At 35.5% G+C, this 12,442-nt stretch carries 13 protein-coding genes and 1 riboswitch; of the genes, 2 read left to right on the forward strand and 11 right to left on the reverse strand.

The features are described 5' to 3' along the window. Positions 1-24: 24 nt before the first annotated feature. The 3 genes from ACIQZA_RS04995 to ACIQZA_RS05005 all read right to left on the reverse strand — a co-directional run bounded on the left by ACIQZA_RS04995 (position 25) and on the right by ACIQZA_RS05005 (position 2,575). Positions 25-1,686: a hypothetical protein gene (locus ACIQZA_RS04995; protein WP_402880476.1), complete on the reverse strand. Its 1,662-nt coding sequence runs from the start codon at positions 1,684-1,686 to the stop codon at positions 25-27. 183 nt (positions 1,687-1,869) lie between these two features. Continuing rightward, positions 1,870-2,292 (reverse strand): HTH domain-containing protein, encoded by a 423-nt coding sequence (locus ACIQZA_RS05000; protein ID WP_402880474.1) that lies wholly within the window; start codon positions 2,290-2,292, stop codon positions 1,870-1,872. A gap of 40 nt (positions 2,293-2,332) precedes the next feature. Beyond that, on the reverse strand, positions 2,333-2,575 hold the full coding sequence (locus ACIQZA_RS05005) for a hypothetical protein (RefSeq protein WP_400938180.1): 243 nt from the start codon (positions 2,573-2,575) through the stop codon (positions 2,333-2,335). 92 nt (positions 2,576-2,667) lie between these two features. Here ACIQZA_RS05005 and ACIQZA_RS05010 point away from each other — a divergent pair, with 92 nt between their 5' ends. Further along, on the forward strand, positions 2,668-3,597 hold the full coding sequence (locus ACIQZA_RS05010; RefSeq protein ID WP_402880473.1) for a hypothetical protein: 930 nt from the start codon (positions 2,668-2,670) through the stop codon (positions 3,595-3,597). Positions 3,598-4,293: 696 nt separating this feature from the next. Here the strand turns inward: ACIQZA_RS05010 and ACIQZA_RS05015 are convergent. Genes ACIQZA_RS05015 through ACIQZA_RS05025 form a run of 3 tightly spaced genes read right to left on the reverse strand, consistent with a single transcriptional unit; the run spans position 4,294 to position 5,354 of the window. Continuing rightward, the gene (locus tag ACIQZA_RS05015) at positions 4,294-4,575 is read right to left on the reverse strand and encodes a hypothetical protein (protein WP_402880471.1); all 282 of its coding nucleotides are present in this window, start codon (positions 4,573-4,575) and stop codon (positions 4,294-4,296) included. A gap of 10 nt (positions 4,576-4,585) precedes the next feature. Beyond that, positions 4,586-4,975, reverse strand: coding sequence for an SHOCT-like domain-containing protein (locus ACIQZA_RS05020; RefSeq protein ID WP_142508126.1), 390 nt, complete (start codon positions 4,973-4,975; stop codon positions 4,586-4,588). A gap of 13 nt (positions 4,976-4,988) precedes the next feature. Further along, positions 4,989-5,354, reverse strand: coding sequence for a DUF2089 domain-containing protein (locus ACIQZA_RS05025; protein ID WP_018393054.1), 366 nt, complete (start codon positions 5,352-5,354; stop codon positions 4,989-4,991). Positions 5,355-5,842: 488 nt separating this feature from the next. Between ACIQZA_RS05025 and ACIQZA_RS05030 the strand changes: the two genes are divergently transcribed. Further along, entirely contained in the window at positions 5,843-6,757 is a 915-nt protein-coding gene (locus tag ACIQZA_RS05030; RefSeq protein ID WP_402880469.1) for a C40 family peptidase, read from the forward strand. Between the two features lie 264 nt (positions 6,758-7,021). On the opposite strand, the gene ACIQZA_RS05035 is transcribed toward ACIQZA_RS05030, so the two are convergent. The 5 genes from ACIQZA_RS05035 to nikA all read right to left on the reverse strand — a co-directional run bounded on the left by ACIQZA_RS05035 (position 7,022) and on the right by nikA (position 12,071). Then, positions 7,022-7,822 (reverse strand): ABC transporter ATP-binding protein, encoded by an 801-nt coding sequence (locus tag ACIQZA_RS05035; protein WP_402880467.1) that lies wholly within the window; start codon positions 7,820-7,822, stop codon positions 7,022-7,024. Between the two features lie 12 nt (positions 7,823-7,834). Then, on the reverse strand, positions 7,835-8,608 hold the full coding sequence (locus ACIQZA_RS05040; RefSeq protein ID WP_402880465.1) for an ABC transporter ATP-binding protein: 774 nt from the start codon (positions 8,606-8,608) through the stop codon (positions 7,835-7,837). A gap of 10 nt (positions 8,609-8,618) precedes the next feature. Further along, entirely contained in the window at positions 8,619-9,431 is an 813-nt protein-coding gene (locus ACIQZA_RS05045; protein WP_402880463.1) for an ABC transporter permease subunit, read from the reverse strand. Between the two features lies 1 nt (position 9,432). Then, entirely contained in the window at positions 9,433-10,386 is a 954-nt protein-coding gene (gene nikB, locus ACIQZA_RS05050; protein WP_402880461.1) for a nickel ABC transporter permease, read from the reverse strand. A 71-nt stretch (positions 10,387-10,457) separates the two neighbouring features. Beyond that, positions 10,458-12,071, reverse strand: a complete 1,614-nt coding sequence (gene nikA / locus ACIQZA_RS05055) for a nickel ABC transporter substrate-binding protein (RefSeq protein WP_402880459.1) — start codon at positions 12,069-12,071, stop codon at positions 10,458-10,460. A 149-nt stretch (positions 12,072-12,220) separates the two neighbouring features. After that, positions 12,221-12,413, reverse strand: a riboswitch (cobalamin riboswitch). Between the last annotated feature and the right edge of the window lie 29 nt (positions 12,414-12,442).

Here is a 12,442-nt window from a genome sequence, read left to right on the forward strand (position 1 = left end):
TTGCTTCTTACATAATGAGGTTTATTAAAACTTAGGAATATTATTGTATCCTTCGATGATATACCCAAATCCTTGGTTGATGAGAAGGTCCGCTACCGGTCGAAGAATTTCCTGTTTACTTTCCACGAGATATTGTGCTTTTGAGCGAATGAGTTGATCAAACATTTCACTTCGTTTTTCTCCAACAGCTTCCCAAGATTGTTGAGACTTCAGTAAATCTCCTAACGTCAAGAGAGGATAATCAATTCCGTCAAAAGTGAAATCACCATTCACTTGATACCAGACATCTCCATTCTCTCGTAACCATTTTTCTCCGATGTTTTCAATACCCCGTCTCATATTTCTGGCTACGTCTAAATAGGATTCTTCCTTTGTTTGTTGATAGGATTCCAGTAAGAAATTCATTTCTCCTAAAGCATGATTTAAAGATGTATGTGTCTTCTTTGTCTGCTGGAGAGAATAATAATCGGTCACAAGGTAACCACCTTCGGGAACTTCGATTATGTTGCCATTTTTCGTCTGATCGACCAAAAAGTCTGCATAGGTGATCGTCGAGTTTTTGAGTTCTTTGATGTCAAGCATGTCCCCTGTTTTTTTTAGGAATAGCGCGACATTCTCGTTATGCCTAGTATCGGTATAGGGAGCTTGGATTCCGTAATCTTTTTTCAACCACGTACTCGTATACTCCGTTTCCCATAACCCTTTGTTATCTCCTTGAAAAATAAATAAGTTCGCAACAGAATTTAGTAGCAAATCGTAGAAGTATCGCTCCTGTGTAGTTTCATAGTAATTTAACGCTTTTTTATCTTGGACCCTCACTAGGTTTCGTCCATATCCTAATTTTGTTTCCGGTTCGATCGACCATGGAAGTTTTGAATAAGGCCCTTCTGCTGTATACCATTTGTTCGTTTCTTTGTATTGTTTAGTACTTTGGCTAATCCATTCATCGAGCGCTTCTTCTTTCTTAAATAGAGGCTCTTTAGATAGTAACAACCAGTTTTCAGATACATCATTTCCAACTGATTGAAGTGGAAGCGTTACAGTAAGGCCATTATCATCATGCATTAATTTCAAGTCCTTATTTTCACTCGTCAATTCCCGGACGACACTTTTGTCCCCGTTCTCATAGTTGGTTTTTAGTTCTTTCGATATGTAGTTTCGGCTTATCATCATATTGGTCACTAAGTTTTCGTGTTCCTTTACTGTTAACAGGCCGATAGGATAGGTGGTTGGATCTACACCGTATACATGATCGTGCTCATGTTGAATTTCCTGGCGTTCGAAATCTGTCAAATCATACTTTATATTTCCGCTTATGGGGTACGATATTGAGGCACTATAACCTTTACTGCTTTTGTTTTGTAATTGAGTGAAAATGAAGAAATCCCCATTATCGATTTCTCGAACAGTGACCTTGATGGAACCCATGTTTTCCCCATCTTCAAATAAATTATAAATAGTTGTTTGATCTGTTGAACGAATATATGATTTATTTGAACTATTGGTTTTTTGCAGTAGTAAACCATTGGCTTCCAAATGTAATTGTGCGGAGTTTGGTAATTCTAGTGAAACGCTCTCTTTGGGTTCAATTTCTTTATTTTCATCTTCTTTTAATGACCATGTAATCAAAATCATGACGGCTAACACGAAACATAAAATGCTACTCCAGATTTTTCTTTTAAACAAATTTTCCCTCCAAAATGTAACGATTCTTCAAAATAAAAGTCACCCAAATTATACCAGTGTTAAATAAGAAAAACAATTTTTCCTCCATAACTAGTTTACATAAATATAATTTTGAGAATTAACTAAAGAACAAACTGTTCAGTTACAATAACGATGTATACTTGTGAGTTCTAACTAATACTGTCACAGGTAATTAGATGGCGTCAGTTCTCGTTTTAATGGTCTGCCAGAACCCATTTTCCTTGAATTTGTGAGCCCAATTATTCCATTCTTTTCATAGGCTTTTTCCCACCTATAAGCTGATTGTTCGATTCGTTTCATCCCTATAACATCCACATCAAAGTTGTTCTCCATAAAAATTTGTCGAGGGAGTTTACCGGAGAGATACTCATCCATAAATTTATTTTTAAAAGCATCAGTATATGTAATAGCTCTTTCGCTAACACGTTTTACATTAGGATTCTTTTGAAGTATTTTTATCTCTTTAGTTGAAAATGTTATCTTACTCCTATTGTCCCCTATCCCTGTATCTTGAATTTCAAATATATAAAAAAATACCCGTAGATAAAACACTCCTTTTTCTAGTGTCCTAACTACAGGTACCATATTAGCTTTCGCTACTCTTTTTTATAATGAAGCGCACAAACTACTTAGTTTTAATTCTATTTTTTAATTCGTTTTTTATTTCTGATGCATGTAAATCGATATTTTTTTTATTTTTCAAAGTTTTTTTAAGCTCTAAAAATCCAAAGATTAGCATTGCTATAGCTAGAGGTATAAATAAGAGTAAAAACACCTCTTGTTTTATTTTATTAGTAGTTAATAAAAGTAGTACAAGGATTGTTATTACAGTAATAAAGCTTACATATTTATTATATTTGTTGGACATATGATTCACCCTCTCTTTTTTTCGAAATCATTTGATTTATCTGTCACTTTAGTCTAACATGGTATATTATAACATAAATGGGGGTGCGTGGTATGAAATTAACGAAGAAATTAACTAGTTTATTTGCAACTTTTCTTTTATTGAGTGCAACTTTAGGGAGTGCAAATGCAGATTCATTGGTTCCTTCAGCGGCTATAATGACAGAAGAAATCACAGGTACTAATGATTTAATTAAAGCTAACGAAAATGGTGTTGCGGAAAATGATTTTAATATTGTAAATCTACCTAGGCAGTTTGATGATGGGATTCTTGTGAAAAATAAGGAAACCGGAGAAGATTTAAAAATCGGTGTCCCGAATAATATGAATTTAAGTAAACCTATAATTACAGAATCAGGGAGCTATGAGTATAAAAATGACGGTCCAGTAGATTTGATTTTACAACCGACGGAGTTTGGTGTTAGAAGTGTTGTGAATATTAAAGATTCGAGTGCACCAAAGGAATATAAATTTGAGTTGGATTTACCGGAAGGACACAAGGTTATTTCTTCTGCAGATTATTTTGGAGATGTTCCTGGAAGTGAGTTAGATACAGAAGAAGTCTTTATTGTAGATGAAAATAATATTGTTCAAAGTGTTTTTGGTAAAGCTTGGGCAGTTGATGCTAATGGTGCAGATGTCCCGACTAATTATGAAGTAGTTGATAATACTTTAATTCAAACCGTGAATTTTAATGAAAATACTGCATTTCCTGTATTGGCAGATCCAGATTGGGTCGCGATAGGAGCATGTAGTGCAGCTTTGGTATGGTTTGTTGGTTCAAATTTATTTGTAGCAGCTAAAATTCTCAAAGTGAAAAAGTATGTTCAAGCTTTAGGTGGTTTTAAAGAAACTGCAAAATTAATTGCGGGTGCTACATCTTGGGAAGAAAAATTACGTGTGGGTGGATCAGCATTACGTAGTTTAGCAGCAGAAATTACAGGTGTTACAGGTATGTATGCGTGCACTCAATTCTTTAATTAAGAAATGATGTGAAAATGTTATAAAATGATTTTATATCTAGAAAGAATAAAAAATGAATTTTTATAGTAACTCATTAAATAATTTAAAAAGGTAAATCCGATCTCGATTTACCTGCGACGATTCTTCTTGGCTGGAGAGCGTTCAAAAAGAGTAGACAAATGTGTCTGCTCTTTTTTTGCGGTGCGGTGGGCGCTACGTGGCGGTTATCAATCTAAATTTGCGGTACCGGACCGAAGGGAGGATAAGGAGCAAATCCTCACTGCACTCGAACCCTCTTGGCACTGAATCGAATGCATTCGGGGGCTTTACTAAAGTATACAACTTTATTGTCTGTAAACACTAACCCATTAGACGAAGAGGTGGCTGTTTTCAGTTTTTACTCGTTTTTTAACTTAAGCACAATACTGATTCCAGACCCATTGTTTATTGTGCGAAAGCGAAGCGACAGCAACAATTGATACTCATTTAGACCTTCTCAGATGGAAAGATATGAAAAAATGAAAATAAAAAAATTCTTTTGATGCAAAATTTCTGAATACCGAATGCCATCAATAGAATTCTTTTATTTATTTTATTGCTTATATTCAACTCAAATAATAATAAAGTAAATCTCGGCCATTTTCCTCGGTAATGTAAGCGAGAAAATTATATTTATCTTCAAAATACCAGTCAGTTGAACAGAACGGTGTATTGTAATTATAGTTTAACCTTAACCTCAGTACCGTCTTTAGCTTTGACATCAACTAGCACGATTCCTTTATAATTTTTCAGTTCCTTGACAATAGGCTTTAGCGTTTCTTTGTCAATTAGCGGAAAGGTAAAGTCCAGCTTTTTTCTTTCGAAGTGCTCTTTTGTCCATTTGTTTGCTTTTTGCTGAACAAATTTTGAAGACAAAATTGAAATAACAAAGTTTAAAAAAGCATATGGAACCGGGATGGTGAACCGAACGTCTTTTGCTTTCACTTTTACATACATCATAAGCAAATCACTATTCAATAATGACCGAAACGGTATCCCCGTTAGCCGATTTAATATCAACAATTTGGCCATCTAGTTCATTTTCGATTGCTTCGATAATAAGGTTTATGTCTATATCTTTAACGTATTTTTCCGATTGAGGAATACTCGCTGCGATACTGTGTCCAGCCATTAATACAACCTTGACAAGCTTTAAAGGTAAATTGACCGTGACGTTATCATTTTCGGCTGATACAACGCGAATTTTTAAAGTCTTATCTAAGTATTTAGTCGGTTTTTCTAAAAGATTGTCATCCGTTTCTGCTTTCTCTTTTAATACTTGAATTAGTTCCGATGCCTTCTCTGCATCAATCTTACCTTCTTGAACCATTGTTAACACTCTTGAGATTTCCTCTTTCATAGTAAATTCCTCCTTATTCTTCTTTTAAGAGTTTGATGGCTTCTTCTGGTGTGATTTCGCCATTTTCCAACATAGTGACAACTTTTTTCTCGTCTACTTCATTTTTCTTCTTCTGCACATATCCAAGGGATGAAATGATGTCTGTTAGCTTTCCTCGGACTGTTGGATACGAAATCCCTAGTTCCTTTTCAACTTCTTTGATATTCCCTCTGCATGTTAAAAATACTTCCACAAAATGAAGCTGATCCTTTGATAAGGATGCCAGCTTAGATAATTCAAACTCATTTTCAATCGTCGTGTGACAATGAGAGCACTGTAACTTTGTAATTTTCAACGTTTTACTACAAACAGGACAATTTGTGATTACTTTATAAGCCATAATGAAGTCCTTTCCTTTTAGTTGATTTGATTATATAACAAATAATTAAAAATGTGAATCACAAAATTAATTTTTACAATACATTAAATCAATAATCTTAATTCGTTATTTAATATTATTAAAAATCCATCTTCTTTCCTTTATTATTTTATTCCCTTCTCCCCCTAAAGAATTGCCACCGGGTAAGGTTGTTCTAGGCGCAGACGTTATATTTCTATTTTGATAGCAATAATACAGTTTTTCATTTTTAGTTTATTAACTGTTATAAACATCCAAATAAACACTTTAACTCCTTTTCATCCAATTATTCTAACTATTTTTAGTAAAATTGCCCATAATTGTTGCAGAAGTTTTACACAATTAAAATTAAGGTTTCAATTTTGCTGTTTAAGGGGAATCGGTAATATTAATGAAAAATAACTCATGCCTGTTTCATGCTATTCTTACTTTATTCAATTGCGAAAGCTTTTTGAAAGGAGTAGGTTTAATTGAAGAAAAGATGGTTATTACCGATTTTCGCATCGTTTATGTTCCTCACAGGTGTGGGTGTGCATGATGCACAAGCGGCAACGATAGCAGATTTAACAAGTACAGCAAAAGCATATATAGGTGTTCCTTATCAATATGGAGGAACAGATATTAAGACAGGTATAGACTGTTCAGCATATACACAAATTGTTTTTTCTAAGTTAGGGATTTCACTACAACGTACATCTACAGCTCAATATCAGCAAGGTACTTCGATTGCTAAAAATCAGTTGAAGACTGGGGATCTTGTATTTTTTAATACTTCGGGAAGCGGTGTTTCCCATGTTGGCATATACATAGGTGACAGCAATTTTATTTCAGCTACTACAAGTTCTGGGGTTAAAATCGATAAAATTAATGATCCTTATTACTGGGGATCTCGTTACGTAGGGGCAAAACGCATTGCAAATTTCACTGAAAATGATTTGGGAGAAGTAAAAGGCACTGAAGTTGACTTTAGCGTATATGCATCGCGTGGAGAGGTAGCTCTTAAACTAGCAAATCAATTACATTTAGATACTAGTAATAGCAATTCAAGTTTTCCTGATGTAAGCCCATCGTCTAAATATGCAGGTGCTGCGGAAGCACTAAAAAAACTCGGCGTTTTTACGGGTGATGTAAACGGAAAATTCAATGCAGGTTCTCCTATAACACGTGGACAATTATCGAAAGTTTTAGTGGAAGCATTCCATTTAAAACAACAAGGAACAGCGTTACAATTTGTTGATGTTCCAAGTTCGCATTGGGCTTACAATTATGTAGCCATTCTCTCTTCCAATAAAATTACAATTGGTAAAGGTAACAATATGTTCGGCGTGGAAGACAATGTCACACTCGTACAATTAGATACCTTCCTCCAACGATTAGCTCAATAACTTCAAGAAAAGGTGTTTCATCTATGGATGAGATGCCTTTTTTTCGTTCTTTTGCTTCTAGGCACTATCATTTTACACTCCCCCACACTAGACGTATAAAAAAAGCCAGTACAATTGTACTGACTTAAAAAATTTAGCTTGTTTGATTTGGAACAAAATAGCATTAAGATACATGCGATGATGGCTAAGATTATCATAAAACAATTAGGCATCACTTGACCCAAAAATGGCGGTAAGTGTGCGAATAGTTGCTACCGTAATAGTTTACGTATTTTTGATAGTTCGTTCTCGAGGATGCGATGGCAAAATAGCATTGTATAGTTCTAGAGATGCGGGATGCTTGTATGCTCCATCTTTCCCAATCTCCTCAACTAGCTGACCATGCTGCATCACGAGGATTCGGTCTGACATAAAACATGTTGCTTGTAAGTCATGAGAAATGAAAATGTAAGCAAGTTGCATATCTTTTTGAAGTGTTTGTAGTAATTGTATAATATGCTTCTGCAAGATCATATCAAGACTACTAATGGCTTCATCTAAGACAATCAATTTTGGATTTAAAGCAAGAGCTCTTGCGATGTTGACACGTTGCTGTTGCCCGCCACTAAGTTGTGAAGGATAGTTTTGAGCAATTGTACTTTCTAACTCCACGCAGTCTAGTAATTCCTTTACTTTATGTTGTCTATCTGTTTTACTGAAACATTCGAAATTAAGGAGGGGTTCTTCTATTATCTCAAAAATCGTTTGCTTTGGATTAAATGAATGATAGCTATTTTGAAAGACTGCCTGTAAATCTCTACGTATTATTTTTTTGTGCTTACTTGTTGCTTCGTAAAGATTAATACCTTGAAATAGAACCTCACCTTTTGTTGGTCGTTCAATTCCTAAAATAATGCGGCCTAAAGTACTTTTGCCTGAACCACTCTGCCCGACAATTCCTAAACATTCACCCTCCTGAAGCGAAAATGTCACCTCTTGTAATACAGGGTCTTTCCGTCCTCGTTTGAACATGAATGGTTTGTGACCATAATGCATCTCTATATTGTTCACTTCTAGCAGCGTCATATTTTTTCACCTCTAAAACATAATTCTTGATTGTAAAAGTTTTTTTGTATAGGGATGCTGAGGTGCATCAAAAAAATTATAGACATCCGTGTGCTCTATTATTTCTCCTTGATACATCACGGCCACATCGTCAGCTAGTTCAGCAATAACACCAATATCGTGCGTTACAAGAATAATAGCGGCTTCCGTTTCCGAGCGAATACGATGAAATAGTGTTAATACTTGTTTTTGATTGACTGTGTCAAGGGCTGTCGTTGGCTCATCTGCAATATAGACAGAAGCTTGTATCGCCAATGACAAAGCAATCATCATTCGTTGTAACATTCCGCCACTTAATTGGAAAGGATAATAGTGCAAAAGCTGTTCTGGATTAGGTAAATTGACTTTATACATAGCATCAAGGGCAATCTGTCTCATTTCTTTTTTAGTCATTACAAAGTGAGCTTTTAATGATTCTCGAAAATGGCTTTCGATTGTTTGAATACGATCAAAAGCTATAGACGGATTTTGCATAATCATCGACAGATGCCTTCCACGATACGTTCGCAATTTAGTGGCTGATACATTCAATAAATTTTCTTGTTGGTAGATAATTTGGCCTTGGGTAATCTGCGCCGAAGCCGGTAATGATTGCATGATGGCGTGGCACAGCATTGTCTTTCCACTACCACTTTCCCCTATAATCCCTAAGACACGCCCTTTATAGGCTGTCATATTAATTGAGGTTACTATCTTTTTCTCACCGATTTTTACCGTTAAGTCTTGCACTTCTAAAACTTTCTCCATAAATCCCCCTTTATTGGTCAAGCTTCTTGAAACTACTTGCCAAATAATTCAATAATAGCACAACAAAAACGATGGCAAGTCCAGGATAAAGCATTAATTCAGGATGTTGACGGATATATTGTTTTCCTTCATTCACCATCATTCCCCATTCAGGGATGGGGGCCTGCACGCCAAGTCCAATAAAAGAAAAACCTGCGATTTCTAAAATAACCTTTCCTATATCTAATACGACAATTGTTACGATAGGAGGCAGTAAATTGGGGATATAATGGCGTATGATTAATTTGATTCCTGAAGTACCACTGATTTTTGCTGCTTGAATAAAATCTTTTTCATTCATCCCAATAAACAAACTTCTTATCAATCTTGAATAATAAATAAATTGCGTAAAAATAAGTGCGATTAACACATTTTTTAAGCTAGGCCCTAATAAACCTAAAAGTCCAAATGCAAGGACAAGTGTAGGAAAAGCTAATAAAATATCACATATTCGAATAAATAGATAATCTATCATCCCTCTTTTTAGCGCAACAAATGCACCTAGTAAGATCGCTAAAAGAATGGCTACTATTTGAATGACGAGCGCAGATCCTAAAGAATAGCGAATACCTAAAAGTAATCGTGAGAAAACACATCTTCCTAGATGGTCTGTACCTAATGGATAGTCCCCTGTTGGACCTAAAAATTTCTTTGATATATCGACCGCTAAAGGATCATGGGGCATTAAAATTGGCGCAAACAGTCCTAACAAGCCAATGACCAGCAGTATCGTTAGACTAAATAATCTTTTAACATTTGCACGTTTTTTATGTAATAGACTCACTTCAATCTCTCCTGTCCTTCATCATCAGATGAGGATCCAATAGCCGATGCAACACATCTGTGCATAAATTTGCAAGCACATAGATGACAGCAATAATCAATACATAGCATTGTACAACCGGGTAATCCCTGTTAATAATGGATTCGATTAAATACCTTCCGAGTCCAGGCCAACTAAAAACCTGCTCCACAATTACTGCACCACCAAGTAAATTACCAAGTGTCATACCTAATACAGTAGTCAACGGAATAACAGCATTTCTTAAAACATGACGTACGAGGATCACTGAGTTTTTTAATCCCCTTAGCTGTGCATATTGAACATAATGCTGTTGTAATTCTTCAATGATGGTTGTACGGATAAATTGAACGAATAACCCAATTGTTGGTAAAGCTAGTGCGAGTGCGGGTAAAGCTAGATGAGCTAGTGTGCCCTTTCCATTTGTCGGGAAGATCCCTAATTTCAGACTAAATACATATAGTAGTAAAAAACCTAACCAAAATGTTGGAATCGATACACTCATGATAGTCAATAGTCTAATTATTTTATCGATGATGGAATGCTTATACAAGGCACTTATGATCCCTAATGGCATACTTATTCCTAAAATCAACACAAATGCAGCAACAGCTAATTCGATGGTTGCTGGTAATTTTGCGAATAGCTCATGTGCTACTGGTAATTTACTAACAAAAGATGTCCCAAAATCTAAATGTAAAACGCCTTTTATCCATAGCAAATATTGAATAAGAAAAGGTTTGTCTGTTCCAAGTTCTTCACGCAATGCTTGAATGGCTTCCGCTGTTGACGCAACTCTTGCCAATCTAAGAATGACCTCAGCAGGCTCTACTGGAACAAAACGAATAAATACAAAGGTCAGGATCGATACGCCCAATAATACAAAAGGCAATGTCAAAATTCTTTTTAAACAAAACATCCATGTTGATTCATACATGCTGTCACTTCCTAATCAATCCTATGATAAAGAGAGAGCTGTCTTTGATCGACATACTCTCTCTTTTACAGTTATTTTTCTTTTTCCATTTGTGCATATGGAATATCATATTCAGATGCACGTGGAGCAAAATCTTTCATATATGGCTGATAAATCACGTTATTGGTTTCGTAAGATATAGGATAGAATAGTGCTTGGTCATGGAACTTTGTTAAAATATCCGTATAAAGTTGCACGCGCTCTTTTTCATCTGTACCTACTAATAATTGATGAATTTTAGTATCGATTTCTTTGGCATTTGGTAAGCCTAATTTTGCTTCATAGACACCATTAGCGTTTGGTGTAGCTGATTCATTAGCAAAGCTATGTGGATCTGTTGGTGGTCCATTTGTACGCCAGAAATTAATATCAACCTGATTATCCATTAATTTTTGCAGACCTACCATCACATCTGCGCCTTCTAAATTCAACTGTACCCCTATTTTTGCTAGTTCACCTTGCATTAGTTCCGCCATTGGCTTTTGAATCGCATCTGTAGCAATGTAGATTAAATCTAATGTTAGTGGCTGTCCGTTTTTAGAGCGAATTTTTTCACCCTTCTGTAGCTTCCATCCCGCTTCATCTAGCAATTGTTGTGCTTTTTTGGGATTATATAAAATTGGCGCTAAATCAATATTGGCATATGGAATAGCATCCCAAAAAAGTGTATTGGCAACCTTTTCTGTACCATGTGTTATACTATCAACCATTTGTTCCTTATTGATTGCATATTGAATCGCTTGGCGAACCTTCAATTCTGCTAACGGGCCAGACTGTGTATTGAACAGTAGCGCTTTTGTAGACAAAGGTTCAGACGTAGCGGTTTTATATTTACCACTATCTTTTAAATATGTATAATTATCTAAACTAATAATGCCTCGACCATATATTAAATCTAATTCTTCGTTTTCAAAGGCCAATGAAATAGATTCTGAATCAGGGATGATTTTTACTTTTATTTGTTCTACAAGAGGTTTTTCCCCCCAGTAGTTTTCGTTGCGACTGAATAGAGCGTACTCATCCTTTTTGTAATCTGTTAAAACCCATGGGCCTGTCCCAATTGGCGCTTTAATTGCATCTTGGGTCGCATCACCTTTAGGGAATCCATTATCACCTAAAAAACGGAAAGGTCTTACAAAGGCAAGTTCGTTTAAAACAGGATAATACGGTTCATCCAATTGCAAACGAATTGTAAATTCATCCACTTTCACAACCTCTTTTATATGGTTTACCATACCCATCCAAGAATGCATATCACGGTTTGCTAAAACGGCATCAAAGTTTCGTATTACATTATCTGCATTAAAAGCTGTTCCGTCTGAATACTTAACATCTTTTCTTAAATGAAAAGTATAAGCAGTTTTATCATTAGAGATGTCCCAACTTTCCGCTAATTTCGGTGTAATTGTCCCATCGTCGTTATATTCAACCAATGATTCATAGACCATTGCTTGTGCTGTCATTTGATTTGGTAAATATGTATGGGGATTTAATGGACCTACATCTAATGGCCACCCAATCGTTATCATTTTTTCGTCTGTCTGTTGTTTCGATGCTGTCTCTCCCTTTTCATTGCTTGTACAGCCAGTGAGTAAACTGAACATCAAAATAAGCGTGAAAGGAAGTAAATACTTTGTCAATCTCATTTTCTGTCTCCTTCTTTGTTTGTGGTGCACTAAATGAAGAATCTAAAGATTGAAAGAAGGCATAAAAAAAACCTTATTCCAAAAGAATAAGGACAGAATAACTTACTATAAGTAAGCCTCTATCCATCTCCCTATCTTTCGTAGATCATCAATGAATCTCTTTACAAGCAGGCATTCTGGCTCATGAATCATGATTTTGCTTCACCTTCCCAAGTAATTACTCAGTGGTTATCGAAACAAAACTCCTCATTTACAGCTGCGGGACAGCATGGGATTTACACCCATTTTCCTTTTAATTGAATGAAAGTTTATTTCACTCAAACTTGTAATGGTTGCTATGAAATTAGTATTAAACATAACATGCGCTAATG

The sequence above is a fragment of the Lysinibacillus sp. NPDC096382 genome, from assembly GCF_044762845.1.
Lineage (GTDB): Bacteria > Bacillota > Bacilli > Bacillales_A > Planococcaceae > Lysinibacillus.

Coding starts and splice junctions, on each gene's coding strand:
- ACIQZA_RS05000 (WP_402880474.1), bottom strand. CDS start 2,292: ATGGTACCTGTAGTTAGGACACTAGAAAAAGGAGTGTTTTATCTACGG.
- ACIQZA_RS05005 (WP_400938180.1), bottom strand. CDS start 2,575: ATGTCCAACAAATATAATAAATATGTAAGCTTTATTACTGTAATAACA.
- ACIQZA_RS05010 (WP_402880473.1), top strand. CDS start 2,668: ATGAAATTAACGAAGAAATTAACTAGTTTATTTGCAACTTTTCTTTTA.
- ACIQZA_RS05015 (WP_402880471.1), bottom strand. CDS start 4,575: ATGATGTATGTAAAAGTGAAAGCAAAAGACGTTCGGTTCACCATCCCG.
- ACIQZA_RS05020 (WP_142508126.1), bottom strand. CDS start 4,975: ATGAAAGAGGAAATCTCAAGAGTGTTAACAATGGTTCAAGAAGGTAAG.
- ACIQZA_RS05025 (WP_018393054.1), bottom strand. CDS start 5,354: ATGGCTTATAAAGTAATCACAAATTGTCCTGTTTGTAGTAAAACGTTG.
- ACIQZA_RS05035 (WP_402880467.1), bottom strand. CDS start 7,822: ATGACGCTGCTAGAAGTGAACAATATAGAGATGCATTATGGTCACAAA.
- ACIQZA_RS05040 (WP_402880465.1), bottom strand. CDS start 8,608: ATGGAGAAAGTTTTAGAAGTGCAAGACTTAACGGTAAAAATCGGTGAG.
- nikB (WP_402880461.1), bottom strand. CDS start 10,386: ATGTATGAATCAACATGGATGTTTTGTTTAAAAAGAATTTTGACATTG.
- nikA (WP_402880459.1), bottom strand. CDS start 12,071: ATGAGATTGACAAAGTATTTACTTCCTTTCACGCTTATTTTGATGTTC.